21 protein-coding genes are annotated in these 26,529 nt (G+C 48.8%); 11 read left to right on the plus strand and 10 right to left on the minus strand.

What is annotated here, in order from left to right; genetic code table 11:
* Nucleotides 1-17: 17 nt before the first annotated feature.
* A complete protein-coding gene (locus QBE55_02475) occupies nucleotides 18-557 on the minus strand; it encodes an XRE family transcriptional regulator (GenBank protein WZL79052.1) in 540 nt (179 codons plus the stop codon).
* 245 nt (nucleotides 558-802) lie between these two features.
* Between QBE55_02475 and QBE55_02480 the strand changes: the two genes are divergently transcribed.
* Entirely contained in the window at nucleotides 803-1,708 is a 906-nt protein-coding gene (locus QBE55_02480; protein ID WZL79053.1) for a helix-turn-helix domain-containing protein, read from the plus strand.
* 137 nt (nucleotides 1,709-1,845) lie between these two features.
* Here QBE55_02480 and QBE55_02485 read toward each other — a convergent pair whose 3' ends face one another.
* The 8 genes from QBE55_02485 to QBE55_02520 form a co-directional block, all read right to left on the minus strand.
* Nucleotides 1,846-3,150, minus strand: a complete 1,305-nt coding sequence (locus QBE55_02485; protein ID WZL79054.1) for a HAMP domain-containing sensor histidine kinase — start codon at nucleotides 3,148-3,150, stop codon at nucleotides 1,846-1,848.
* A complete protein-coding gene (locus tag QBE55_02490) occupies nucleotides 3,147-3,821 on the minus strand; it encodes a response regulator transcription factor (protein ID WZL79055.1) in 675 nt (224 codons plus the stop codon). The genes QBE55_02485 and QBE55_02490 overlap by 4 nt, the downstream gene beginning before the upstream one ends.
* A 162-nt stretch (nucleotides 3,822-3,983) precedes the next feature.
* Nucleotides 3,984-4,790: a TVP38/TMEM64 family protein gene (locus QBE55_02495; GenBank protein WZL79056.1), complete on the minus strand. Its 807-nt coding sequence runs from the start codon at nucleotides 4,788-4,790 to the stop codon at nucleotides 3,984-3,986.
* A gap of 59 nt (nucleotides 4,791-4,849) precedes the next feature.
* A complete protein-coding gene (locus tag QBE55_02500) occupies nucleotides 4,850-6,808 on the minus strand; it encodes a glycoside hydrolase family 127 protein (protein ID WZL79057.1) in 1,959 nt (652 codons plus the stop codon).
* A 175-nt stretch (nucleotides 6,809-6,983) separates the two neighbouring features.
* Entirely contained in the window at nucleotides 6,984-8,609 is a 1,626-nt protein-coding gene (locus QBE55_02505) for a hypothetical protein (GenBank protein WZL79058.1), read from the minus strand.
* A gap of 56 nt (nucleotides 8,610-8,665) precedes the next feature.
* Nucleotides 8,666-9,562, minus strand: coding sequence for a carbohydrate ABC transporter permease (locus tag QBE55_02510; GenBank protein ID WZL79059.1), 897 nt, complete (start codon nucleotides 9,560-9,562; stop codon nucleotides 8,666-8,668).
* A gap of 22 nt (nucleotides 9,563-9,584) precedes the next feature.
* The gene (locus QBE55_02515) at nucleotides 9,585-10,553 is read right to left on the minus strand and encodes an ABC transporter permease subunit (protein ID WZL79060.1); all 969 of its coding nucleotides are present in this window, start codon (nucleotides 10,551-10,553) and stop codon (nucleotides 9,585-9,587) included.
* A gap of 232 nt (nucleotides 10,554-10,785) precedes the next feature.
* Nucleotides 10,786-13,002: a helix-turn-helix domain-containing protein gene (locus QBE55_02520; GenBank protein ID WZL79061.1), complete on the minus strand. Its 2,217-nt coding sequence runs from the start codon at nucleotides 13,000-13,002 to the stop codon at nucleotides 10,786-10,788.
* 249 nt (nucleotides 13,003-13,251) lie between these two features.
* Between QBE55_02520 and QBE55_02525 the strand changes: the two genes are divergently transcribed.
* The 10 genes from QBE55_02525 (at nucleotide 13,252) to QBE55_02570 (ending at nucleotide 23,378) form a co-directional block, all read left to right on the plus strand.
* A complete protein-coding gene (locus QBE55_02525; protein ID WZL79062.1) occupies nucleotides 13,252-13,734 on the plus strand; it encodes a methylated-DNA--[protein]-cysteine S-methyltransferase in 483 nt (160 codons plus the stop codon).
* A 1,567-nt stretch (nucleotides 13,735-15,301) separates the two neighbouring features.
* Nucleotides 15,302-16,123, plus strand: a complete 822-nt coding sequence (locus tag QBE55_02530) for a LuxR C-terminal-related transcriptional regulator (GenBank protein WZL79063.1) — start codon at nucleotides 15,302-15,304, stop codon at nucleotides 16,121-16,123.
* Nucleotides 16,124-16,294: 171 nt separating this feature from the next.
* The gene (locus tag QBE55_02535) at nucleotides 16,295-18,067 is read left to right on the plus strand and encodes a sensor histidine kinase (GenBank protein WZL79064.1); all 1,773 of its coding nucleotides are present in this window, start codon (nucleotides 16,295-16,297) and stop codon (nucleotides 18,065-18,067) included.
* Nucleotides 18,054-18,431, plus strand: coding sequence for a response regulator (locus QBE55_02540; GenBank protein ID WZL79065.1), 378 nt, complete (start codon nucleotides 18,054-18,056; stop codon nucleotides 18,429-18,431). The genes QBE55_02535 and QBE55_02540 overlap by 14 nt, the downstream gene beginning before the upstream one ends.
* 29 nt (nucleotides 18,432-18,460) lie before the next feature.
* Complete coding sequence (locus tag QBE55_02545) at nucleotides 18,461-18,634, plus strand: LuxR C-terminal-related transcriptional regulator (GenBank protein WZL79066.1); 174 nt, start codon at nucleotides 18,461-18,463, stop codon at nucleotides 18,632-18,634.
* Nucleotides 18,635-18,650: 16 nt separating this feature from the next.
* A complete protein-coding gene (locus QBE55_02550) occupies nucleotides 18,651-19,460 on the plus strand; it encodes a hypothetical protein (protein WZL79067.1) in 810 nt (269 codons plus the stop codon).
* Between the two features lie 17 nt (nucleotides 19,461-19,477).
* Nucleotides 19,478-19,975 (plus strand): hypothetical protein, encoded by a 498-nt coding sequence (locus tag QBE55_02555; protein ID WZL79068.1) that lies wholly within the window; start codon nucleotides 19,478-19,480, stop codon nucleotides 19,973-19,975.
* On the plus strand, nucleotides 19,972-21,180 hold the full coding sequence (locus tag QBE55_02560; protein WZL79069.1) for a signal peptidase I: 1,209 nt from the start codon (nucleotides 19,972-19,974) through the stop codon (nucleotides 21,178-21,180). The genes QBE55_02555 and QBE55_02560 overlap by 4 nt, the downstream gene beginning before the upstream one ends.
* On the plus strand, nucleotides 21,167-22,282 hold the full coding sequence (locus QBE55_02565; GenBank protein ID WZL79070.1) for a DUF5305 family protein: 1,116 nt from the start codon (nucleotides 21,167-21,169) through the stop codon (nucleotides 22,280-22,282). The genes QBE55_02560 and QBE55_02565 overlap by 14 nt, the downstream gene beginning before the upstream one ends.
* 118 nt (nucleotides 22,283-22,400) lie before the next feature.
* A complete protein-coding gene (locus tag QBE55_02570; protein WZL79071.1) occupies nucleotides 22,401-23,378 on the plus strand; it encodes a signal peptide protein in 978 nt (325 codons plus the stop codon).
* 367 nt (nucleotides 23,379-23,745) lie between these two features.
* On the opposite strand, the gene QBE55_02575 is transcribed toward QBE55_02570, so the two are convergent.
* Complete coding sequence (locus QBE55_02575) at nucleotides 23,746-26,460, minus strand: cation-translocating P-type ATPase (GenBank protein WZL79072.1); 2,715 nt, start codon at nucleotides 26,458-26,460, stop codon at nucleotides 23,746-23,748.
* Nucleotides 26,461-26,529 lie beyond the last annotated feature (69 nt).

Consider the following 26,529-nt stretch of genomic DNA (forward strand, 5'->3'; position numbering starts at 1 on the left):
ATAGAAGTTGCATTTCTTCAGAAAGTCGGCGGCGTGGAAATCCACAAAAGCTGGGACTTTCCCCTGGCAGCGTTGGTGATAAAATGACTCATGGAAGGCTTGAACGAAAAGCTCTCACCTTTGCGCACCCGATAGCTTAGCTTTCCCAGATGAAGAATTACCGACCCGGAAAGCACATAGCCAAATTCTTCCCCGTCATGGGGACCGTCTATTTTGGAAGAACCGCCCGGCAGCAGCTCCATAATAATGGGCTCCATGCTGTTCTTCTGCGCATTGGGTATGATCCAGTGAATGATATGGCTCAGTTCCCCGTTCTCCAGGCTGAAGACATCCTCCTTCTTGAACACAATTTTTTCATCGATCTGTTCATTGAAGAAGTCCCGGATATTGGTCCCCAGGCTTTCCAGAATATCCATCAGCGTCGCAATGGACGGAGAGGTCTGCTCCCTTTCCACCTGTGAAATGAAGCCCTTGGACAGCTCACACCGATCTGCCAGTTCCTGCTGGGTCAATCCGTTCCGGATCCGAAGCTCTTTGATTTTCTGACCAATTTTCATAATCATCCCGTCCATCCAGTCTCTTAACACTAAACTTAATGTTTACAAACGCTAAACAAGCAACGTATATAGTAATAACATAAACGAAACGGAAAGTCAACTTGATTTCATGCATAGCTTTTGATACGATATTTGAGAACCCAATCAATGAAAACGACTTCCCTGCGGCGGGATAAATGGAATTTCCTGCAGCAGGATGCACCTGAAATCAACGGGCAGAATGAAGAGGAGTTACAGAGTTATTTATGATACCAAAAGATTACCCAACGGTCAGCTATCCGGAAGTTCCCTTGAACAGGGAGATCGAAATCAACAGCATCATTACCTTGTTCTATTTTGAATATGCCAAGGATTATGTATTCCATGGGGAAGCCCATAACTTCTGGGAGTTTTTGTATGTTGACAAGGGAAAGGCAGAGGTCATGGCTGACGCAGAAGGTTATGAGCTGGAGCAGGGAGAGATGATTTTCCACAAACCCAACGAATTTCACAGCATATGGGCAGATGGAAAAACGGCACCCAACCTGATTGTCGTTTCCTTTATCTGCAGGAGCCCGGCAATGAAATTCTTTGAAAACAAGATTCTGAAAGTGGACCAGGAGGGAAAGGATCTCCTGGCCAAAATCATCCGGGAACGGTCCGATTGCTTTTCCGATCCATTGGACAAAAGAGTCCATGCCGATCGGATCCGGCCGGACAGGCCCTTTGCCTCCCAACAGCTCATATCCCTGTATCTGGAGATGCTGCTCATCACTCTGATCCGAAACAATACTGCCATTGAGAACAGTGCCCGGGTATCCTCTTCCACCCGACACCGGGTGGAAGAGGATCTTGTGAATCGGATCATCGCCTATATGAACGAAAATCTTGATAAAAACCTTTCCATTGATGATTTCTGCAGGAAATTTTGCCTGGGGCGCACCCGGATCAAGGATTTATTCAAGGAAAAAGTGGGTATCAGTATCATCCAGCACTATCGGTATTTAAAAATCGAACGGGCAAAGCAGCTCATCCGGGAAGAACGATATAATTTTACGGAAGTTTCCGAGATGCTCGGTTTCAGCACCATCCACTACTTTTCCAACGTATTTAAAAAGACCACCGGGATGACTCCTTCGGAATATATATGTTCCGTAAAATCCAAGGTCTGATCTTCAGGCGGGACTTTTCCGTCGACTGTTTGTGCCGTTTGGTGGTTCATCCCCCGGGTATTCCTGCCCCGCCGTTGGTATCGGGCCATCCGCCGGCCTTTCCTTTTCCTCCATGCATTCCTTCCGGTTGCATCCGTTCAATCCGGGAGCTCAATGAAAAAGGCGGATCCCTTTCTCCTTTGGCTCTCCACATCAATGTTCCCGCCGAACAGATCCACAATGCGCTTTACAAGTGCCAGGCCAAGACCATTGCCCTCCGATGCACGGGTGGTATCCCCCTGATAGAATTTGTCAAAAATACGCTCCCGTGTGGACGGATCCATGCCGATTCCCTCGTCCCGGACCGTTGCCTTGATGCTGGTCCCGGTATGATACAGCCGGATGATGATCCTGCCGCCGGGATGGGAGAATTTAATGGCATTTTCCATCAGATTCAGCCAGACCTGCTGCAGCATTTCCTCATTGCCATAAAACATGATGTCATTGAGATGAAGGTCGAACCGGATATTTTTTCCGCTCCATTCCGGTTCCAGCAGCAAAATAACACGCCGTATCTGCTCATCCAGTGCAAAGAGGTTGCTTTCGGACAGGATATCCTGATTTTCCAGTTTGGACAGTTTCAAGATATTGGATGTCAGCCTGGAAAGACGTTCGGTTTCCTCCCGGATAATCCCCGCATACTCCTGCCTTTCCCCATCGGTCAGCTCTCCGGATTGAATCAATTCTGCAAAACCCCGGATGGAGGAAATAGGGGTTTTGAATTCGTGGGAAACATTTCCAATAAAATCCTTCTGCAGCATCTCCATGCTTTTTAATTCTAACGTCATTTTATTGAAGCCATCCGCCAGCTCCCCGATTTCATCATCGGAACATTTCTTTACCTTGACGTCAAAATTGCCTTTTGCCACTTCCCCGGTTGCATCATGAAGCGCATGTATACCGCGCAGTGCATGCTTGCTTCCCATGATGATCATAATCGTTCCGATCAGAACGCTGAACAGCAAAGTCAGTCCCTTTCGCAGCTCTGTCCGGAAATAAATGCTGCTGTGTCCCCGCATGCTGATCTCTATTAGATTATCTTCAAGATAAAACAGCGTCTTGCCGGACAGGATGTAATCTTCCCACAGAAATACAGTTTCCTTCCTGTCCAGGGCTTGCTTCTGCCGCTCCGTCAGCTTCAATCCGCCGGTCCCGTTCCTTTTTCTTACCCGATGATAAGGATTGCCGGATAACCGGATCAGCTCATCCATGGACAAGTCCGTCTTCTGATGCAGCTGCTGCATAACCTCCGCAATCTGTACCTGTCCCTCCCGGATGTCTCTCTGTACAGAACGGTTGGTGATCAGAACCGAAGCCACATAGGAACTAAAAGAAGCGGAAGCCATGATAAAAAGAAACAAAAGGGACAGTTTGACTCTCAGATTCATCCCTTTCCGGCTCATACCTTTTTCTCCGCCTTGTAACCAAGCCCTCTTACGGTGACAATATCGAACTCCGGCCAGGGCCCAAAATGTTCCCTCAGCCTTTTGATATGAACGTCCACGGTGCGTTCATCCGCTTCCGAATCCACTCCCCAGATTTCGTCCATCAGCTGACGTCGGGTAAAAATCTGCTTTGGATAGGAAAGCAGCTTGAACAGCAAATAAAATTCCTTGGGAGGAAGGACGATGCTCTCACCATTCCGGGAAACGATCAGTGTATCATAATCCAGCTCCACATCTCCAATGACCAGTTTATGCTCATTCGAAACCTGGGCACGGCGCAGCAGCGCTCCTACCCGCAGAATCATTTCATTCAGATCGATGGGCTTTACCATGTAATCATCCGCTCCGGACAGAAAACTTCTTTGCTTGTCTTCAAAACTGTCCTTGACCGTCACCATCAAAATGGGCAGATTGTAATCTGCCTTGCGCAGTTCTTCCGTCAACCGGAATCCATCCATATTCGGCATCATGATATCGGAAACAACCAGGTCAATGTGCTCGTGACTCAGAAGGAACAATGCCTCTTCCCCATCCTCGGCCCGAAAAACATGATAGCCGTTCTGCTTCAGCACAGCACAAATCAGTTTGTTCAGATTTCTGTCATCTTCCACAACCAATATATTGAACACGGTACTCTCCTGACTCCCTTATCCTTGTCTTTCACCCCATACCATACTCCGGAATCCCTTTTCCAACCGGATGATCTATATGATCTATACTCGGATAAAAGGCAATCGTCTTCTCTCTTTCATTATACCATATCAAACAGATGCGTCCGAAGCTTCAGCTTCTCACGGCTTTTTCCCCGTCCGGTTCTCCTCCTGGTGATCCGGCCCGGTATCGGCTTTTCCGTATTCCGCATGATCGGAAGAGGATGAAGAAGTGCGGGTATTCCGCAGCCTTGTATACACCCAGTATACAACAAAGGAAGCAATGGACAGCGTAACCGACAGGATACAGGAAAACAAAAACTCCGGGGAATGGGGGTTGGTTATGGTGATTCCCACCATGGTAATGGAAATCAAACCGGGCAGCATTCCGACAGCTGTTCCGGTAATATACTTTTTGAAATCCACCTTGCAAGCCCCCATAAACATGCTGACGGCATCACAAGGAAGGAAGCCGATCACCCGTACAATAAAGGAAAAGAACCACTCGTTTCCCCTTTTTAAATTGTCCAGCACCTGCATTTTCGGAAACCTCTTCAATATCTTTTCCATCACTCCCCCGCCGGAGTATCGGCCAATCCAATAGGGCAATGTCGTGCAGGTTATCATGCCCAGCACATTGATCAGGAAAGCACGAACCGGCTTGAAAATCAGCCCGGAAGAGATATAGAGCAGGGGAATCGGTATCACAAACACCATGGACTTGAAAGCATAGAGGGCAATCATAAACAAGGCCGCCAGCCATTCGTTCTTCGGCGCATAGTTCACCAGCTCCTTCGGAGAGATCGGATCATCGTGCAAAAAGGCAAAAGGGCCGGTCAACAGAAGTACCAGTATCAAACCGCATATCCACGGAATGGTACGAAAGACTCTTGCACGAATCCGTTTCCCTTTCTCCTGTTCCAACCTCTCGCGATCTTCATCACCCATCTTTGCTATCACCTCTGCCTTGCAATTGCAGTGCCTTTTACTGCATGAAACGGCTTGCCTCATTGATACCGAAGCCAGACCAGCATTTCCCCCGGTTCCCGATTGCCCCACAGAAAATAAGGCACAGCCTTGATTCCAATATGTTTCTCGCTTCGGGACAAAGGACGGTACAATTCCTCTTCCTTCCATGAGGATTCATTGGTTCGGTACCCCTCTGCCCGGATAGCCACAGCCTTCCCCGGAAGCCCCGGATCCCGGAAAGCCTCCAGATGGGCATCCGAAGGTATGGAAATGGAAGAAAGATTCTTGCCATTGTCTGTCTCCTCCAGGCAATATACCAGCGGACCTCTCTGAATCGCCGCCCTGCCTGCATCGGCACGCACCATGGGATGTGCCTGAATCAGCTGCGGATCCATCTCCATGCAGAATTCCACAAGGTCCCCATCCGTCCATATCCGGTCAAGACGGACAAAGCCCTTCTGCCGCCGGGAACCGATGGAACATTCCTCACCGTTGACCTTCAGGTCTGCTTTGGGACACCAGCCCGGCAGCCGCAAAGCCAGGGTAAATCGCTTTTCGGATACTCCCTTGACCTGAATCGTTACCTTGCCATCCCAGGGATAATCCGTTGTCTGCACCAGGATAACGGGGACGTCTCCGATTTTCGCCTGAAATTCCCCGCCGATATAGAGACGAACCGTGATCGTATCCTCCTCCACATCGTACACATATCCTCCCAGGGAAGAAAGCAGGCGGGCAATATTGGGCGGGCAGCAGGCACAGCCGTACCATTTTTGGCGGACTGGCAGGATATGTCGTTTTCCAGGATCTTTTTCGCTGGCCTCCGGCCAAACCTCCAGCGGATTGACATAGAAAAACCGTTTCCCGTCCCGCGAAATCCCGCTGAGGATGGAATTATAAAGAGCCCGCTCCATGACATCCGCGTACTTCCCGTCTTTGTCCAGGGCCAGCATCCGATGGGAAAAGAAAAACAGGCCAATGGAGGCACAGGTCTCCTGATATGCCGTATCGTTGGGCAGATCATAGTCCAGGGTAAACGCTTCCCCCTGAGCGGTGGAGCCAATCCCTCCCGTAATGTACATCTGCCGGAAGGCGATATTGTTCCACAAAATCCTGCAGGCTTCCTTCAACTCCCTGTCTCCGGTCTCCAGAGCCACATCGGCCATGCCGGAATACAGATACACCGCACGGACGGCGTGACCTGTTGCCTTCTTCTGCTCCCGGACCGGGATGCGGTATTGGTTATAATCCGCAGTGTCGGAAGGCCTGCGCCCTTTCGGGGACCAGAGATTGCTCTCCCTTTTCTCGGCTTCAAGGTCAAAATAATAGGGACGCTTTCCTCTTTCATTGATGAAAAAGGCAGCCAGATCCAGATACCGCTTCACTCCGGTGACATGATACAGCTTGACCAGAGCCAGCTCAATCTCCTCATGACCCGGGTAACCTTTCAGCTTGCCGGGCTCCGGGCCGAAAACTGAATCAATATGATCCGCAAACCGGCACATGCACTCCAGAAATTTTCTTTTCCCCGTCGCCTGATAATATGCCACAGCAGCTTCCATCATATGCCCGGCGCAATAAAGTTCATGACATTCCCAAAGATTGGTCCATCTTTTGCCCGGCTCCTTCCGGATAAAATACGTATTCACATAACCATCCGGCAGCTGCGCCCTGCTGATCAGATCGATCACTTCATCAGCAGTTGCCTCCAGTTTTTCATCCGGGTAGACGGCCAGACTGTATCCCACCGCTTCCAGCCATTTTGCCAGATCGCTGTCCTGAAAGACAAGTCCCTCGTATTCCCCCTGCTCCAAACCTGCCGCAATCCGGAAATTGCGTATGGCATGACTGGGCGGAGCGTCCGGAACCCGATCATTCAGCGCCTCCCATTGATAGGGAAGAATGGTCTCCCTCACCAGATCCGTATACGGAGACCAGAATTCATCCTCTATCCTGACATCTTTCCAAGGCAGCAGATGCCCTTTCACTTGATTCAAATCCAACCCCTCCCGGTTTTTTTGTGGCAATATGTACAGCAATGCACAATTGTGCCAAAAAAATTTTATCATTTATGTTCTTCAAAGTAAAGAAAAAAAGGCCGGTTGCACCAGCCTTTCAAAATTGCCGCCTTTTTATCGACTTCAAATCCTTTTTCACTTTTCACCAGCGCCGTTATCCTTTAAACCCGTATCGCTTCGCTGCATCTTTGTACACCTTCATATAATGATCCAGACGCATGTTGTCAAATCCCTTTACATAATCGTCCCATTCGTCAAAGGATTTTTTGCCTGTCACAAAAAGAGCCCGGTTTTCATTGATGTAAGTACTGAGATCCGTGGCGATGGAAGCCATATCGTCCGTATCCTTGTCTTCCCATACAAAGCCCGGCCATATGGTTTTGGGACGATATTCATACAGTTTATCCGCACTGGCCTTTGTAATTGGCTGCATCTCGCCGCCTTTGAAGTACTTGTCACCGGCGATGGAAGGATTGGCTCCGCCTGCCCAGGGAACATAGGCACCCAGGACCTGCTCAAACATGATCCCATCCGGATTTTTCATGACATAATCCGTATACTCGTAATTCCCGTTGTCATCCACATAATAGGTTTTGTCCTTTACCCCCATGAAATACTCCCGCATTCCATCATCGCTGTACCAATAGTCTTCCCAGCGCATCGTTGCCTCAGGATTCGGATTCTTTTTCGTAATGACAAAATGTCCGAAACCGGACAGTGCCGGACCGGAGTTATTCCACAACAGATTCCCGTTGGGGCCTTTCAGAGGCGCCTCCAAACCCACACTCTTTTCACTGTATTTGGTACCGATGACGGAATGATTGACGAAAGCGTAACAGAGAGCTCTCCCTTCCTCTCCTTTGGCGATCAGCTTGGGCATATCCATGGTGAATATTTCCTGATCCAGCAGGTGCTCCTGATAAAGCATATGCATGAACTGAAGCAGCTGTTTGTATCCTTCGGACGTGGGGATAAATCGCAGCTCGCTGGTGTCCGGATCCACATCTACATTTCCATGTGCACTTCCGCGTGTGCCCAAACCAAACGAGCCTTTCAATATCCCTTCCAGTCCGCCATAATCGGAACAGGTCAACGGCACTTCATCCGCTTTTCCATTTTCGTTATAGTCCAGATCTTTAAAAGCTTTCAATACATCAACAAACGCATCCAAAGTCGTCGGTACTTCCTTATTCACCTTCCGGAGAGCCTCCGAATTGAAAAACAACTTGGGACCGCTGGTAATCGCCGGGGCGCCAAGAATATATCCAAGGGAATAGATTTTCCCGTCCGGCATAGTCAGTCCTTTCTCCACATCCGGCCACTTCTTGAAGGCTGCCCTGACATTCGGTGCATATTGATCGATCAGATCAGACAAAGGCAAAATCAGTCCCTGTTTGGAATACTTGGAAATATCCGTTGCCGGAAACTGCATTTTGAAAAAGGCATCCGGAAGTTCCTCAGCGGAAGCCATCATGATGTTCCGCCGCTCCGCCACAAATTCCTGCGGAATACAGACCCAGTCCACATCGATATTGGACTTCTTTTCATAATCCTTTAGAATGACCATATCATTGAAATCTTTCTGAACCGGCGTCTGCATGGTGACAATTTTCAGCTTGAGCGTTTTGTCCACTATCGGGAAACCATCCGGGTTCACTTTTACTGCGGCTTTGCTTTTCCCTCCTGTTTGTTTCCCGCAGCCTGCCAATGCAATGCATAAAAGAACGGCCAGCAGAAGCAGAACAATACCTTTCTTTCCTTTGCGCAGGAATCCTTTCATTTTTCCAACCTCCCAATCATTGTAAACTTTACCGGCAGAACAAAAATCAATTGGCATCAACCTTTTAATGCTCCGATCATCACTCCCTTCACAAAGAACTTTTGTACAAAGGGATAAAGAATCAGCATTGGCACGCTGGAGACAACAATGACACTGTATTTTATGGTCTCTGCCCGCATGGCCTGCCGCGCCATTTCCTCCGCCGAGGAATCCATCATATTCTGCGCCTGATTCATTACCAGCACTTCCCTGAGGAAAAGCTGAAGCGGATATTTGCTTCGATCATTGATATACATCATGGCACTGAAATAGGAATTCCAGTATCCTACGGCATAATAAAGGGAAAGAACAGCCAGAACCGGCCCGGAAAGGGGAAGCACCACCTTAAAAAGAATCCCCGTATTGGAGCATCCGTCCATATAGGCGGCTTCCTGCAGTTCATAAGGCACGGAATTTTCAAAATAGGTCCGCATAATGATCAGATTATAAGTGGAGACGGCACTGGGCAGAATCAGGGAAGCCCAGGAGTTCAGCAGGCCCAGGGATTGTACCACCAGAAACAGGGGGATGATCCCTCCGCCGAAAAACATGGTAAAGGAAAACAGCTTCATCAGCACGTTACGGCCATAAAAATCCTTTCGTGACAACGGATAGGCACCGCAGACCGTCAGGATCATATTCAACAATGTCCCGGTAAGTGTAATAATCAAGGTATTCCGATACCCGATCATGATATCCTGGTTTTTAAATACTTCACGATAGGAATCCAGGTTGAATCCCACCGGCAGGAAATATAATTTTCCGGCAGTTACCATCTTCGGATCCGAAAACGAGGCACTGAGAGTATAAATCAGGGGAAACAATACAATTAACAGAATCATGCTCAAAATGGTACCATTCACCATATTGAAAATAAGATCGTTGCGGGAATGAATTCCTGCTCTCTTTGTCATACCCAGGACTCCTTTCTCACCGTTACCATAAGCTGGTGGAGCTGATTCTGCGGGATATGGTATTTACGGTGACCAGCAGCATAAAGTTGATAATGGAATTAAAGAAACCTATCGCCGTTGCATAGGAGTACTGCGCTCCCTGAATTCCCAGCCGATAGGAGTAAGTGGAAATAATATCTGATTTGCTCAGGTTGAGGTCATTCTGCATCAGGAAAGCTTTTTCAAAACCAATATTCATCAAACCACCAACATTCAATATCAGAACAATCACAATAGTGGGCAGAATGGCCGGCATGTTGATATGCCAGATGCGCTGCATTCTTCCGGCACCATCTATTTTTGCTGACTCATGCAGCTGCGGATCCACCCCTGACAATGATGCAATAAATATGATGGAATCCCATCCCATGTTCTGCCATACACCGGACGCCACATATAAGGTATGGAACCAGGAAGCCTCCTCCATGAAATTCATCCTGGAACCGCCCAATTTTGCAATCATCATGTTTATGATCCCATACTCCGGATGAACAAAGTTTTTCAACATACCGACAATCACCACAGTGGACAGAAAATGAGGCACATAGGTAACATTCTGAACGAGCTTTTTCCTTCTGCTGTTTTTCATTTCGTTGATCAACAAAGCCAAAATAACCGGAATTGGAAACCCAAACAGCAGCTGCAATACACTGATACTCAATGTGTTGGAAATCAGCCGTAAAAAATAGGGAGAGCCGAAAAAGCGTTCAAAATGTTTCAGCCCGACCCAGGGGCTTCCGAAAATTCCATCTATGGCGACATAATCCTTGAACGCCAGCTGCAGACCATACATGGGCCTGTAACAAAAAATAATGTAGAATACAAGAACAGGCAGGATCAGCAGATACAGATCCAGATTGCGTATGATTTTTTTGGACCGGAGAAAATGCATCACTTTTTCTTTCCGACTGGTCCTTTGCGTCGGCTTAGGTGTAAGAGCACCGGACGACATACAACCCCTCCTTCTGAATGAAAGCATACTTTCGGAAACTCTGAAAGCTTCTTTGTTTGTCCTGGCCAGTGAAGTTTTCAACCACCATTGAGCTATATCCACTATAGTGGCAAGCCATTTGCCGGGCAATCGTTGTTTTCAATTTTGAACCGTCATTTTGGATATAGAGCCGTCATTCTCCATGCAGATATACTTTATCTGTATGGAAATCCTTATTCACACAAACATTACATCAGACCTTTGAGACGGAAGCCTTGCCCGATCGAAACTGGGTGGGAGTCCATCCGGTTTGTTTCTTGAACTTCTTGGTAAAATGATTGATATCTCCGTACCCACAGCAATGTACAATATCTTTGAGCGGCGCACTTCCCTCCAGAAGCATCTTTTTGGCATGCTCCATCCGCACCTTATCCAGCATTTGAAAGACGGTATCCTTGCCTGCCTTCCTCATATATTTATTCAGATAGGAAGTTGATACATGGAAATAGTCTGCTATACCCTGCACACTCAAATTTCTGTCCGCAAAATTTTCTTCGATATAGGACGCAACCTCTCTCAGCAGCTGACTCGATTGGTCTTCTTTCATTTTCCAAATGTGACAGCAAAGTCTGCCGGCATAGAAAAGATAGCAGTCCATCATGCTTCGCCGGTCCGAATAGACATGGTACACGGCATTGTTCATTTCCTCGTCGTAGAAATTTACGGAAGAAGCGATCAAAATCAGGTGGGAGATCAGATCCGAATAAATCAGAATATGGTGGATATGATCTTCTGTACTTTGAAAGATTGCCTGAAGCAATGATTCCACTTCCTCCATCCTGCATTGCTGTATTGCCTGAGTCAGTTTGGGCTTTTCCATATCCACGTAATCCAACAGATCAATGATCCTTTGAATATGGGGATCATAATGCATGGCAGGACGGTTTTCCCCACTTTCTGTTTCTGCCAGCGCAGACAATGCCTGAAGGAAGGACTGGCGAATCCGATGCGCACTCTTTACCGGTTTTCCAATTCCGATCCGGCAGGAAGAATCCAATTGCCTGACCTTTTCACAAAACTGTCCTTCTGCATGCACCAGTCCGGATTCGGTATCGGCATGAAACAGAACAATCAGGAGATCATACTCATTTTTACCGGAAAGATAGGCAACCGACCTGTTTCCGCTGTCTTCCCATTTATAGAACGGAACATATCTGTCTTTTACGGGTCCTCCTTTATCTGGCATGTTCGCAACAAGCACAGTAAATAATGTATAAGGAAACAGGATCCCTTCCCGTACATAACTGTCGTAATTGGTGGAATAAACGGATGTGGAACGAACCAGCGCATTGATCAGGCTGCTTTTTAAAAGGTTCCTGTCCGAAAGCAGTCTGCAATTTGTTTCCTGAAGCTTCTCCTGCATATCAGACAGATGATTGCGGATGACATCAAGATCTTCATATCCTGTGGAAACCCCGGTTCCGGCAGAGACAGGAACATCATTTGTCAGAAGCGCGATGGGGCGATAAGACATTTGTGTACATATATAGCTCAAAATCAAGCCAACAAGCAGAAAACCCATAAAAGAGGTGATCAAAACAGACCGCAGAGTGTGAAACTCCCTGTGGAAAAGAGAAGCTCTGGAAACAATACAATATTGAAAGCCGCTGACGGAGGAATTGCTGAACAATAGAATATATCTGCCGCTGAACCCCATGGATATCCCATCCCATGTTCTTTCTTCCGTGTAGTTTTTAAAATCCGGGACAGATGGCAAATCCGTATTGACATTGAGAGCCAGCTCCGAACCATGGGATGCATCCATAATATAAAAGCTTGCCTGCTGATTTCCGATAACTGCCTTCACAGGCTTTACAAAGGCATCCTTGCGAATGAGATAGACCAATTTACGTTGAAAAGAAAAGGGAGTCATATAGAAGGCTACATCCTTTCTCTCCGATTCCCGATAAATCGATATTGGAAGAATCCCATTCAGAACAGGAACTTCTGTAGTTCGGATTTGCCGGGTCAATTCCTTTGTGCTGACCGAAGACTGCGTATAGGTCCCGAAATATTTTTCTGCCTCAATGGTGCCGGAAGAACAATACGCCTTATTCTTTTCAAAATCATACAGGACAATGTCAACCAGATTGACATTGGCAGCCGTGCGACTGGCAAGTTCTGAGACAATTTTATAATCCCGGTATCCACCGCCTTCCGCAAGAGCCATCAAAACATCATAGTCCCTGCGAAGGCTTCGGGTGGTTGCTTCCATTCCGGCAATCTGATTGTCGATTTCATTTCTCAAAAGCTTCACACTCTGTAAATTTTTATCAATCGTTTTCTGCATGGAAGATTCGTAGAAAAAATTACAAATCATTATACCAATCATTGAAAGAATCGTAACCATCAATAACATATTGGCCCATAGCACGGAAGTATACTTTCGTCTACCAAAGAAAATCCGCATTTTTGCGCCCCCCATTTTTTAATTAAATTATACTGCATGGTTGCATGGAAAAGCTGTTATAATAAGATCAAACTTGTTGCAGGCGTTGAATGGGGTTCATGACAAGTGGATACATTATACAATAAAATATGTTTGGCTAATTATGTTCAGCCAAAAAGAGCAGACGAAAGGAAAGAGTACGCATACCTGAGCAAAGAGCCCACTGAGCTCCAGTCATGGACCGGACAAACTTTCACGGAGGCAGAAAACATGAAAACAAACGGCTTCTTATTCTTTTATCAAACTCCCATCGGCAGAATCGGCATTACCGAAAACGGAACCGTACTGACCCATGTCTTTTTTGAGGAGGATTTCATTCCCGATCCCGATCATTGGGAAAGAAGGGAAACGGATTTGCTTCGGATGGCCGCAACACAGCTGCAGGAATATTTCAGCGGCCGGCGAAAAGTCTTTGATGTTCCCCTGAGCCGGAAAGGTACACCCTTCCGGCAGAAGGTCCGGGGAGCCCTGCTGGAAATTCCATATGGCGAGACAAGAAGCTACAGGGAAATTGCACGCGCCATAGGCATGGAAAACGCATGCCGCGCCGTTGGTATGGCAAACAAAAGCAACCCGCTTCCCATCTTTATCCCCTGCCACCGTGTCATCGGGTCCAATGGCAAGCTGATTGGTTATGCAGGTGGACTGGACAAAAAGCAATTTCTTCTTGATCTTGAAAAACAATATGTGTGAAATCCTGCAGGATCCCAACCATTTGAATTGAAAAGCCACAGCCTGATCTGTACTTTTTCGACAGTTTGCAGCTCCTTTTTTCATCTCACCCGTTGAATTTACAATTTTTACACTCGATATTTACCATAAATATTCATTATATCAATAATTAACCTTCCGTAAATATACGAAAGTTCGTATAATAGAATCATTATGTCATCTGAACCTGTCAGCGCTTAATGATATATCCAGTGGCAGGGTCCATATCAAATGTTATAAAACGTCTGGATTGCCGATAAGAAAAACCTTCCGGCTCATCCAGCACTTGAAAGGTAGGAGTCAATATTGTTTCACAAAAGGCAGACTGTTCATGAGTTATATTTCTTCCCAAAGCAACTGAAGGTTCAGTTGGATTCTATCAGACAGTATCCATTGACCATTGTGGAAGCACCCTCCGGTTTTGGAAAAACAACTGCCATACAAAAATATCTGGAGAAAATCTCAGGACCCGCATCTTCTGTCTATTGGTATACCTGTTTAAACGAGCCGCCTTCCGGTATATGGAATGGTATCTGCAGCCTCTTTGCAAAAATAGATGGGAAAACCGCTGTAAACCTGAACAGGCTGAACCTTCCTGATGCAGATGCCCTGGCGGATTTATCCTCAATGATACGGGAAGTTCGCTGCCCGTCGGAAACTTTTCTGGTAATTGACAGCTTTCAGCTTATGAAAAGCCGGATTCCAGAGCAGATCCTTCATGCCTTTTCTGTTCATGGCAATGCCAATCTGCACATTATCTGCATCTTCCAACCGCTCCGGGACCGTCCGGAAGCCACCGTTTATCATGCCAATATCCACACCATTGACAGCAGACACCTCCTGTTCACCAGGGAAAGCACAGGCAGATACGCCCGTATGGCAGGTGCAGCACTCACGGACAGAAAGCTGGACAGTCTGTACAACCGTACGGAAGGCTGGATATCGGCGATCCGTCTGCAGCTGCAGCAGTATCAGGAAACCGGGACCTTTGCGCGCACTCAGGGACTGGACCAGCTGGTGGAAACAGCATTCTGGAACACTCTTGCCAATGAGGAAAAAGAATTCATCCTTGATGTCTCCGTACTGGATGAATTTACAACCAGGCAGGCCCAAAAGATGCTGAATCAAAAAACGCTGCCGGACAACATACAGCATTTACTTGACAGCAATGAGTTTATCCACTATTTCCCTGAAAAAGATCTCTACACCCTGCACCGTACCATACAGAATTATCTCCGGGGCCGCTTCTTTAACCAAAAATCGAAAGAGTATCAGACGCAGACGCTCCGCAGGGCAGCCAAAACCTGTTCTGCCATTGCCGACTATTACTCTGCCGCTTTGTTTTATTACCGGATATCGGATTACGATGCCGTTTTGAATCTGCCCCTGGATATGGAGTATCTGAGCAATCAAAGAGAAAGAAAAGTCCTGGATTTTATTGTTGATTTCGTTCTTGCCTGTCCGGAAGAAATCCTGTGCAGACATCCCCGGACGATTATGATATTTGCCCTCCAGTTATATATGGATGGGCGGTGCGCAAAGCAAAGGCATGCATCAAAAATGCATTTCCCTTTGTACGGAATTTGTTCTTGCGCAGATTGCCCTGCTCCGGGGAGACACGAAAAGCTATTGCTCGGCTACGGATCGGATACGGCAGTACCGGTCTTCCGGCTCCGAACGCATCCTTCTCCGCATGGCGGAGCTTTGCCTTGCAGAGCTGTCCCTTACCCTGGGGGAGGACGACGGACTGGCAGACTGGCTATATGATCCGGAGAGCATAAAAAAGGTCCTTTACACTCCCGCAGTACCTTACGGCCTCATACTTTACAGTAAAATTTTGCTTCTCCGCAAACGTTATAACGAATTTCGCGGTCTTTCCGCACTGATCCTGGACATATCCAAAGAAATGCATTATCTCCTGCCGCAGGTATATCAGCTGATTTACCTGGCGATTGTCAAACATGCACAGGGGCGGACAGAAGAAGCGCAAACCCGTCTGAACCAGGCACTTGCCATCGCCTTGCCGGACAAGGTGTATCTGCCCTTTGCGGTGCATGGCACCGCTCTTGGATCTCTTTTGGAAACCGCCAAACTGTCAGTATCCGATCATAAGGGGATTCGTAATATTATGTCACTCGCCCGGCGCCAGGAGGCAGGTATAAAGGCTGTGAGGAAAGCACTGCTTCCCGGAAAATCCCCTCTCACCCCACGGGAACGGGATATCGCCCTGCTTGCTCAAAAAAGGCTGACGGCCAGGGAAATCGCCAAACAACTTTTCATAACGGATTCCACCGTTCGAAGCACCTTGAAGTCGGTTTATAAAAAACTGGATATTCACTCCAAATCCGAACTGGCCCATATGGACCTGTAGTCGGCCTTTACCACAAAACGCCTTTACCACAAAACGCCTTACCATAAAACACGGCCTCATGGTTGGATACCAGCTGCCGCATGGGAAAGCCCCCCATAATGGGGGTGTAAAAAAGGACAAACCATCGTATCATATAGGATAGAGGTGGTTTTTTCCCAGGGGAGGCAGGCAATGGCTATGGAACGGAACAGGTCAAACATCAGTGAGATCCCGCGGGTATGTACCATATATCGTTGGGCATCCCTCCTTGTTTCCACACTGATTTACCTTTTTGTCAGTCTGAATGACATCACTCCGCTTCGGGGAGCCATTGCCGCGGGAATGATCGCTGCAAGCGGCATTGGTACCCATCTGTATGGAAAAATCGCCTCGTCCCATATGAATCATGCAAACTCATGGATCCTGGCCTCGGAATGCGTGGAGATCACGGCAAATGGTGTCCTGCTTTATCTTTCCGGAGGATTTTCCAGCCCTTATCTGTGGTATCTGATCAGTTCCATTGTCATGATCATGGCAACGGAATATTCGGATAAACGATGCGGGTTCGTTCTTTTTCCGGCTGTTTTCTGGTATCTGATCTGCGCCCGGTTTGGCAGTCAGCGGATGAATTTTCCCCCATCGGCATCCGGCCCGTTCCGCATCAATACGGCAATCGGCTTTCTGATGGTGATCTGCGGATTTTATATGCTGTTTCTTTCCATCCGGAAACTGAACCGGGCAAAAAAAGATCTGGAATGCCTGAATGACTCCCTGCGTCAGGAGACAGCCCGGAGCGGACAGGCCCTCCGTCATACAATGGAGCTGTACGATACCTTTCAGCTGTTCGGCATTTCCGAACCGCAAAAGGTGATGGATGAAATGGCGGAGCTTTTGTGCCGCGTCCTGTCCCTGGAATGCTGCATGCTGTTAAAAACAAGCCTTCCGTTTCAGACAGAACACTCCGGCAGTTGCAACCTTTCCGAAGCGGAAGGGAAACAAATCCTTGAGTATATGGGCAAACGGAATCCGGCCTCTCTCCCGGAACAAAGTAAAAACCAAATTGAAATCGATGGAATCTCCTATACGCTGACCGGGATTCGGAATCAGAGCGGCATCGCGGGAGGATTGATTTACCGGAAGGAAAAAAATCCCCCGGAAGACGATATCGATCAAAAAGGCGCTTTCTATCTGCAACTGGCAGGAATCATTTTTCAAAATATGGACCTTCAGGCCATCGCCGGGGAAAGCATCATCGGAGAGGAGCAGAACCGCATTGCCAGTGAAATCCATGATACCGTAATTCAAAAGCTTTTTGCCATTGCATGCAATGTCCGGCTGCTCTCGGAACAGAATCCCATGCCTCCTCCTGAAAAGAGCAAATATCAGCTCCGGCAGGTTGAAAAATCCCTGAAATCCACCATGCGGGAGCTTCGGGAAGCCATATACAGTACCCACTGGGATTCCGGGGGAAAAGAATCTTTTTCCGAAAAACTGACAAAGTATCTGGATGAGATACAGGCGCTCAGCGGAGTACGGATCCAGGTCGAAATGGGCGCCGACCCCCAGCGACTGACCGTGACGCAAAAGACAACAATGTACCGGATCGTCTGTGAAGCAGTAAACAATGCAATACGCCATGGCAAGGCAAGCAGGATCCGGGTAACAATGCATCTTTCCGAAGAACAGTGCATTGTGGGGATCTCCGATAACGGTTCCGGATTTAAGCCCGGCAGCCAGCATTACGGTCAGGGACTGAAAAATATGTACCGAATGACAAGCTGTCTGAAGGGACAGCTGAAAATCAATTCAGGCGCCGGAAACGGGACGGTCATACAATGCCGTTTACCCATTGATTCGTCAACTGGTCAGAGCAACCAGACGAAGGAGGAAACTCGCTTTGATCTTAATACTGGAAGATCATCCACTCGTACAGCAGGGGCTCCGTTCCTTAATGCAGGCGTATAAAAGCGAAGAAGAAATTGTCTGTGCATCATCCATCGAAAACGCCATGGAGATTCTGAAGGCCCATACCGTCCACACGGCATTCGTGGACATCTATCTGGGAGCAGAAAATGGCCTGGATCTGCTCGCCTGGGTCAAAAAGCAGAAAATGAAAACCAACGTATTCATCATCACGTCATCCTCCCGGCAAAGTGACTTTGCAAAAGCCCGCGCCCTGGGAGCAGACGCATATGTTCTGAAAGATGCGTTTCTGGATGAAATTATATGCGGCCTGAAAGTGGTGGAAAAAGGAGGGCGATTCTATTCCACCGCCCTGATTGACAAAATGGGCAGCGGCCAGAAACAGAATTCCCTGATAGCCACCTGACAAAACGGGAGAAGGAAGTGTTCTCCCTTTTGGGTAGCGGCAAGAGCAATTCCCAGATCAGCAAGGAGTTGTTCATCTCAGAGGGAACAACGAAAAAACACATCAGCAATATTCTGTCAAAGCTGAATCTGACCAACCGTGTGGAAGCTGCCCTGCTTGCCGCCAAAACGACGTCAGAGCAAAAAAATATAATGGGATTGTGAGAAGGGAGAAAAACCTGTGAAACGGATATGCAGCAACAGAAGAACCAGACATGGCGTACAAATTATCCTGATCCTGCTCGCCCTTTACCTGTTGGGAGTGGGCACCGCATATTCCTCCTGGGCTGACAGGACTTCCGTAGATTTCAGAATGGCCACAGGTAAGCTGGGCCTGATTTTCCCTGATTCACCGGATCAGGCACCGGTGCAGGCCTGCATTACCGATGCACAGGGCAAAAATCCGGAGAAAATACCGGCATCGGAACTCCATTATGTATTGGACTACGACAAAAAATCCCTGCAGTTTTCCCTGGACCAGGTCCTGCTCACGGATGATTTCCGAAAGCATGGCAAAATGCTGATGTTCCAATACACCATCATTGGAGACGAAGCCAACACGATAAATGATTTCAAACGATCTTCTGCTGCTTTTAAAACGGAACCGGAAGAGCATCTGGTATTCACACCGAAAAGTTCCAGGGTAAGGGTATCCGGAAAGGAATATGAACTGCCGGAGGATGTATTCGATCAGCTGCCGCCGTTATCCTGGGAGGTATATCGCCAGACGGAAACGCAATCCGATAAAGGCCGTTCGGAAATAACAGTAATGGTATATCTGAAGCCCTCTCCGGATGTCACAGAGGGATCTTTCCTCCCGGAGGAATTCCCGCTCCATGCAGAAGAACTGCCGGCAGAGCTGATTTCGGATCTGACTGCAGCACAAACGGATCCCGAAAACGCTGCAGCCGCCCTGCCGGAAAAGATCGAGGCGGAAATCGATATTACCTATTCTTTCGAACTGCCTCTGTGGGTGGAACAAAAACACTGATGGGAGGAGAGAACAGCTTGAAGAGAAAAAGCAGGATTCCATGGATTGTTTCTGTCTCATTGGCGCTTTGGCTGCTTGGGATTGGGCAGGCTGCCTACGGATACTGGACAGACCGGCTGAACTCCAGCGGGACAGCAACCATGCGGCAGAAGGCCACAATATCCGTACAGAAACCGGCTGATCCAACGCCCGAACCGTCTGCCGGTCCAACACCGGACCCCGCAGGCAATCCATCACCCGAAAAAGAAGTCCGGCAGCTGCCGGATTCCATCCCGGACGGGGAGCAGCCATCGGCAAAACCGGCGGAAAATCCGGATCCCACACAAGACAGCAAACAGGAAGTTCCAAATATCCCGGATCAGGGGCTGGAAAAAAGGGGATCCGACATATCTCCGCAAAATACGGATTTGCCGCAGGGAATCCCTCTTCCCGACGCACTCCGGGACAGTTCTTCGGATAAGGGAAATGGAAATTCGTCTTACCCCAGTAAAACGCAGGAAAGGAAGTTGCCATGATCCTTTCACAAAAATACAGCCGTCCGGCTTTCCTTTTGACAGGCGCTGCCATTACGGCAACGCTTTTTTACAGAATACCGGCAATCAACTCCTGGCTGACAGAAATCTGTTTCTTTTGGCATCCCCTGTTCTGGTGCGGGCTTTCCGTTATCCTGTGGTATCTGCCCCGACCGCATCTGCCTGCCCCGCTTCGTTTCCGTGATCTGTTCCCCGGCCTTGCCATAAGCTGCATGGCCGTTTATACCTTTCTGCAGTTTCTGGCGGGGTTTTTGCTCAATGAAATTGCAGTAAGTCCATATGACCTTTCACCAAAGGGAATCCTGATCAATTTTGCGAATCTGCTCCCTCCCATCGCAGGCAGTGAGCTGCTGCGGGCATATTGCATCGGTGCATCCTGCCGCAGCTCCGGTCGTCCTGCATTCCGGATTGTCCTGGGGGCCTTTATCCTGGGAGCCATGGAGATACCATTTACAAATATCACCACCCTGCATGCCGGAGAGGACTGGTTTATCTTTCTGGCCGAAGATTTGCTGCCGCCCCTTGCTCAAAGCGGATTCCTGAGTCTTTTGACTTACTGCGGCGGTGTTTGGCCTGGCATTCTCTATCGGGGACTGATCAGTATATTTTTTCATGTGATTCCGTTCCTGCCCTCACTCCCATGGATCGGAAACAGTGTCCTGGGAATTGCCTTTCCGGTCCTCGCCTCCTTTTTTATCTGGGACCAATACGGGATTGCAACACACAGGGCAAAATGGGAAAAACCACAGTCCATCCTTTCAACCACAATCCTTATGACGGTCTGCATTGCACTGGCATGGTTTGTCGTCGGCGTTTTTCCGGTGTATCCTTCTGTCATTCTTACCGGAAGCATGGAACCGGAGATTTCTCCCGGAGATGTGGTACTGGTTGAAAAAATGAAAACAGAAAAGAATATCGACACTCTCTCAAAAAACGACATCATCCATTTCCGGCGGGGAGATATCACCATCACACATCGGATCACGCAGGTGCTTCATGACAAGGACGGCAATCTATCTTTCCGGACAAAGGGAGACAGCAATGATGATGAGGATACGGAGACCGTGGAACCAAATGATGTCAAAGGGATTGTAAACCATGCCATCCCGAAAATCGGAATGCCCGTACTGTGGCTGAAAGGCCATGAATCCACACCGGAAGGAGTAATTGACAATGAAACGCCCTGAAGCAAAAGCACTCAGGAAATCGGCCAGGATAACGATCCTTATTTTCGCATTTTTCTTCCTAGCATTATCCATCTACCAGATCTTCAAAGTCACCGGATCAAAGAAAAAGGTCCGCACGACACTTTACAACTGTTTGATCTCCGCGGACTGCAGCTACCAGGTGATCCTGAAGAAAAACGATCTCTTCCCGGAGGGTGTTCTGGAGGAGAACCGGATTTATCCCCTGGCCCTGGTGGACCGGGCGGAAATTCTGTTCCGCGCGGAGTACGCCGGATCCGGCAAGGCTGACGTTACCGGGGACTATACCATTGAAGCCGTCCTGCAGGGATACAAGAACAACGGGGACGAACAGCAGACCGTTTATGAAAAGCATTTCCCCCTGATTGACCATACTACGGTGAACGAAACCGGCGCTCTGAAGATCTCGGAGTCGGTCTCCGTAGATCCTGCGTCTTACAAAAAGACTGCCGAACAGGCCAATGCCATCCTGGGCTTACAGGTTCCTGCCAACCTGAAAGTCACGATGAGCGGTACCTTCCATGGCGACTCAAAGTTCGGGAAAGTGGAAAAGCCTTTCCGGTATTCCCTGGACATTCCGCTGGAAAACTCGCTGTACACTATAAAAAAACCGAACCCGGTGTCGATCCAGGATTCGATAACCGAAACAAAAACCGGCCTGTTCCAATGGACTCCAAAATCCTTTCTGCCCGCTGTCCTGCTGTTTCTCCTGGCAGCTGCCATGTTTGGGATTCTTGCTTTCCATACCCGAAGACCGACACCGCAGGAACAGCATCGTATGGATATGCAGAAACTAATCCGGACCTATGGCAGCCGGATGGTTCGGCTTACCCAAATGCCTTCCGCAGCCGATATGGAACAAATCGTAATCACGGATCCGGACAGTCTGATCCGGCTGTCCGATGATCTTCAGCGGCCCATTTATTATTGCCCGGATGATGAGGGCCTGCCCCGGAACGACCTGTTCTGTCTGTTTGAGAACCATCGCTGCTATCTGCTGCACCAGAGAGCTGCGGATACAATGAATACACCGGTAAATGGACATACAGGCGGCAGTCACCATAATACTACTTTCGTACCATAAAAAATACATCTTTTGCCGGGAAAAGAGTCGACTTCCGGCTGATTTCATCAGAGCTGCCAGCCCTTATACTGTAAGTAGGATAAATTCCAATAAAACATAAGGGAAAGGAAGAGAAAGTATGAAGAAAAAGAGTCTCATCTGCACGATCCTGGCCATGACATTGATCCTGGCAGGTATTGGGTACGCGTACTGGACAGACACCCTGCAAGTCAACACAAAAGCCACAACCGGTGATCTGGATGTTACATTTGTGGACTTGGGCCTTTACGCACAGTATGGCTCTGATGAACTGGTCAATGGATCCGACTGGAGCATCATTGACGGTGTTGGCGACAATGGATATGTGGATGCGCAGTACTTCCGCAGAGGCACAGATTACAACAAAATCGCAGCGGATGGCAACATCGACAATTACCATAAGCAGGCGGAAGGCTACAACGATGTATCATTCGATGCCAGTCTCAAGGACAGCAAAGAGATCGGAAAGCAAATCCGTGACTACAATGCACAGGTACTCGGCAGTGACGAAATCGAAATTTCCGTCAACAATATGTATCCTGGCTATGCACAGGCCTTCCGTTCGGATATCCTGAACCTCGGCTCCATCGCCGCAAGACTGAGCAAACTCCAGTTTGATGTCAATGGGATCGATGGCAAGGAAGAAACTGCAAAGGATATGCTGGGGGTTGCCCTCCTGATACAGCGGGAATATTACAAAGGCAACAACGATCATGAACATGTATTCGGGCTTGCAGAATCCCTGGGCCTGGATCCCAGTGATATCTTCACCGTCGGCAATGTGGACTTTGTCCGTCTCTCTGCCCTGGATAAGGTGTCCGAAGAAGTTCTGAAAGAAAATGCTGAACTGCTGTCCCTGCCCAGTGGAAACAGCATGGATCTGTTCCTTGGCATTGGCATGGATCCTGATGCAGAAGGCGTTTACACAACCGGTTCCACAAAAGTCATGGCAGACAACGATGACACGCAGAGCCAGAACACCGGCGCAACCGTCAACGTTAAGCTCATGTGGGATCAGTTCAACGAAGGCAGGGATATAAACTCCACAAACAGACTTGCAGAGCAGAACGCCCGTTAAAGGATTAAAGATATTTCAAGATCCTGAAAAGAAAGGCTCCCGGTCAAAGCGGCAGTAAGTCAAGAAAATATTGAATGCGATTGTCGGCATGGCATCAGGCTATGCCGGCTTTCTTTATTTCATGGTTATTTGGCTGGGCTTGGGTCCCGCGCCATGCAGGAAGCTTGTGTATCGAATTGAGAATGACCTGCTGGTCTTATTGTTGGCTCGTACCGTCCCGCACAGCAATTTGTCCGGTGAAGAATGGGCAGGGCGAAATGCGTGTATTGACGTGAGGGGATGACGATTTGTCATCCCCTCACGCTATCGGTTCCTGTCTCCAATCGTGAACTTCTTTGACCGGGCAACCCATCGGCGGTCTTTCCTGTCAGCCTTTCCTTTTCGAAAGAGCATTGCGGATCACCTTGGTCAATTCGCCGAATACCAGCGGAAGAAGGGCAAGCGCAATCACAAAGTCCCAGTCATACCAATGGAACAGCTCCACATTAAACACACTCCGCAGCCCCGGGACAAGCAGGATGACAGCCATAAGCGCAAAGGAGAAAACAAAGGCCAGATTCATGCTGCGGTTGCTGAATATCCCGATCTTCCAGATGGGATACTTCTCGGATCGTGCGGTATAGGCCCGCAGCAGTTCACTGGTAATCAAGGTAACCAGCGCATAGGTCTGCCCCATTTCCAGTCCATGATTCTGCCACCCATAATAGAAGGACGCCAATACCGCAATGGTCATAATCACACTCTGCACTGCAATGGATATTGTCATTCTGCGGTCAATGATGGATTCATTCGGGTTACGGGGCGGATCCTTCATCAGACCGGGTTCCTTTTTCTCGGTGCCGAGAGCCAGAGCCGGAAAAGCATCCGTCAGCAGGTTGACCCATAAAAGATGAATTGGCAGCAATGGGATCGGCCAGTTGAACACCATGGCCAGGAAAATAATCAGAATCTCCCCCACATTGCAGGACATCAGGAAAAATACAAACTTGCGGATGTTGCTGTAAATCACACGGCCTTCCCCCACAGCTGCAACAATGCTGGAGAAGTTGTCGTCTGTAATAATCATATCTGCGCTTTCCTTGGCGACATCCGTGCCGGTAATCCCCATTGCCACACCGATATCGGCACGTTTCAGGGCAGGCGCGTCGTTTACACCGTCGCCGGTCATGGCGGTGATCTCGCCGTTGTCCTTCAGTGCCTGTACAATACGCACTTTATGCTCAGGGGAAACCCGGGCAAATACACTGACCGTCTTCACCGCCTTGTTCAACTGCGCGTCGTCCATGCGATTCAGCTCCGCGCCGGTCAATACTTCCTTTTCTGTGGAAATGATGCCCAGCTTACGGGCAATGGCAGCAGCCGTCTCCCGATAATCCCCGGTAATCATCACGGCACGGATCCCGGCAGATTTGCAGGTCCGGATCGCTTCGATGGCTTCGCTCCGGGGCGGGTCAATCATACCCACCAATCCGCAGAACACCAGGTCCTTTTCATCCTGTTCCGGCGTCGGATTCTCCGGAATGTCCGGAATGATTTTAAATGCCATGGCCAGTACCCGGTAAGCCTGTTTTGCCAGGGCCTCATTCTCCGCCATAATCGTTTGGACATCCTCCGGAGATATAGGCACCACCGTTCCATCGCTGCGCATAATATGCGTGCAGCGCTCCACCAGAATATCCGGTGCGCCCTTGGTGAATGCCACTGGCTGATTGTCCTTCGTCCGATGAAAGGTGGTCATCAGTTTACGCTGGGAATCAAAGGGAATCTCCTGCAGCCTGGGCTGCTCCCGATTGATTTCGTTCCGGTCAATCCCCGCCTTGGCAGCTGCAACCACCATGGCTCCCTCGGTGGGATCCCCGATCACACGCCATTCATCGGAACCGCCTTCCGTATCCTGCTCAAGACGGGAGTCATTGCAAAGTACCTGTATTTCCAGCAGGCGTGCCACCGCCGGCTGCTCCGGCAGATTGATGTCCCTGCCCTGAATGGTCAGGGACCCTGTCGGATTATATCCATCTCCGGTCACATCGATTTCCTGTCCCGGGGTATACATCTTAACAATGGTCATCTGATTCTGGGTCAGTGTCCCGGTCTTATCCGAACAAATCACCGTTGTGCTTCCCAGGGTTTCCACAGCGTGAAGCTTCTTCATGATGGAATTGTGCTTTACCATACGCTGCATGCCCAGGGCCAGCACAATCGTGACTACTGCAGGAAGCCCCTCCGGGATAGCCGCGACAGCAAGACTGACAGCGGTCATAAACATTTCAAGAACCTCTTCCCCACGAATCAGTCCCATAACAAAGACAACTGCGCAAATGATCAGGCAGGCAGTGCCCAGCATCTTGCCCATCTGCGCAAGCTTTTTCTGCAGAGGGGTGTTTCCTTCCTTATCCTCCTGAATCATTTTGGCGATATTTCCCACGACGGTATGCATGCCGGTGGAAATTACGATGCCGCTTCCCCTGCCATAGGTAACAATGGTACTCATAAAGCCGCAGTTGATCTGATCGCCGAGACCAATATCGCCTTCCAGCTGTGTGCCGGCATTCTTGTCCACCGGAACGGATTCCCCCGTCAAAGCCGCCTCCTCCACTTTCAGGTTCACGGAAGAAGCCAGCCGGACATCAGCAGGAATATAATCACCGGTTTCCAGCAGGACAACATCACCGGGCACCAGATCAGTTGATGGAATGGTCTGGGTTTTGCCGTCGCGGATCACATTGGCGTTGGGCGCAGACATCTTCTTCAGCGCCTCCAGTGCCTTACCGGCACGATACTCCTGCACAACGCCAAGAACGGCATTGATGATGACAATACCGATGATCACCACGGAATCCACCACTTCTCCAATGGCGATGGATACAAGGCTGGCGATAATCAGAATGATTACCATATAATCCTTCAGCTGCTCCACGAACATCTGAAAAATGCCCGGGCCTTCCTTGTGCGCCAGTTCATTGGGCCCATATTTTTCCCGCCGGGATCGGACATCCGCGGATCGCAATCCGGTGGTGGGGTCTGTACCAAGTGCTTTACAGGTTTCTTCAATGCTTTTTTGATACCATGGACGTTTCTCCAAAATTACACCTGCTTTCTGCTACTATCAAATGTCGACTGAAAAGCCGCAAAACATCCGCCGATACGGTCT

The organism is Eubacteriales bacterium mix99, from assembly GCA_038396605.1.
Lineage (GTDB): Bacteria > Bacillota > Clostridia > Caldicoprobacterales > DTU083 > UBA4874.

Bases quoted from the DNA above. Each gene is read 5' to 3' on its own strand.
- QBE55_02530 (WZL79063.1), top strand. From the start codon at position 15,302: ATGCATCAAAAATGCATTTCCCTTTGTACGGAATTTGTTCTTGCGCAG.
- QBE55_02520 (WZL79061.1), bottom strand. From the start codon at position 13,002: ATGCGGATTTTCTTTGGTAGACGAAAGTATACTTCCGTGCTATGGGCC.
- QBE55_02525 (WZL79062.1), top strand. From the start codon at position 13,252: ATGAAAACAAACGGCTTCTTATTCTTTTATCAAACTCCCATCGGCAGA.
- QBE55_02495 (WZL79056.1), bottom strand. From the start codon at position 4,790: ATGGGTGATGAAGATCGCGAGAGGTTGGAACAGGAGAAAGGGAAACGG.
- QBE55_02570 (WZL79071.1), top strand. From the start codon at position 22,401: ATGAAGAAAAAGAGTCTCATCTGCACGATCCTGGCCATGACATTGATC.
- QBE55_02505 (WZL79058.1), bottom strand. From the start codon at position 8,609: ATGAAAGGATTCCTGCGCAAAGGAAAGAAAGGTATTGTTCTGCTTCTG.
- QBE55_02535 (WZL79064.1), top strand. From the start codon at position 16,295: ATGGCTATGGAACGGAACAGGTCAAACATCAGTGAGATCCCGCGGGTA.
- QBE55_02480 (WZL79053.1), top strand. From the start codon at position 803: ATGATACCAAAAGATTACCCAACGGTCAGCTATCCGGAAGTTCCCTTG.
- QBE55_02485 (WZL79054.1), bottom strand. From the start codon at position 3,150: ATGAGCCGGAAAGGGATGAATCTGAGAGTCAAACTGTCCCTTTTGTTT.
- QBE55_02540 (WZL79065.1), top strand. From the start codon at position 18,054: ATGCAGGCGTATAAAAGCGAAGAAGAAATTGTCTGTGCATCATCCATC.
- QBE55_02515 (WZL79060.1), bottom strand. From the start codon at position 10,553: ATGTCGTCCGGTGCTCTTACACCTAAGCCGACGCAAAGGACCAGTCGG.
- QBE55_02475 (WZL79052.1), bottom strand. From the start codon at position 557: ATGAAAATTGGTCAGAAAATCAAAGAGCTTCGGATCCGGAACGGATTG.
- QBE55_02510 (WZL79059.1), bottom strand. From the start codon at position 9,562: ATGACAAAGAGAGCAGGAATTCATTCCCGCAACGATCTTATTTTCAAT.
- QBE55_02560 (WZL79069.1), top strand. From the start codon at position 19,972: ATGATCCTTTCACAAAAATACAGCCGTCCGGCTTTCCTTTTGACAGGC.
- QBE55_02565 (WZL79070.1), top strand. From the start codon at position 21,167: ATGAAACGCCCTGAAGCAAAAGCACTCAGGAAATCGGCCAGGATAACG.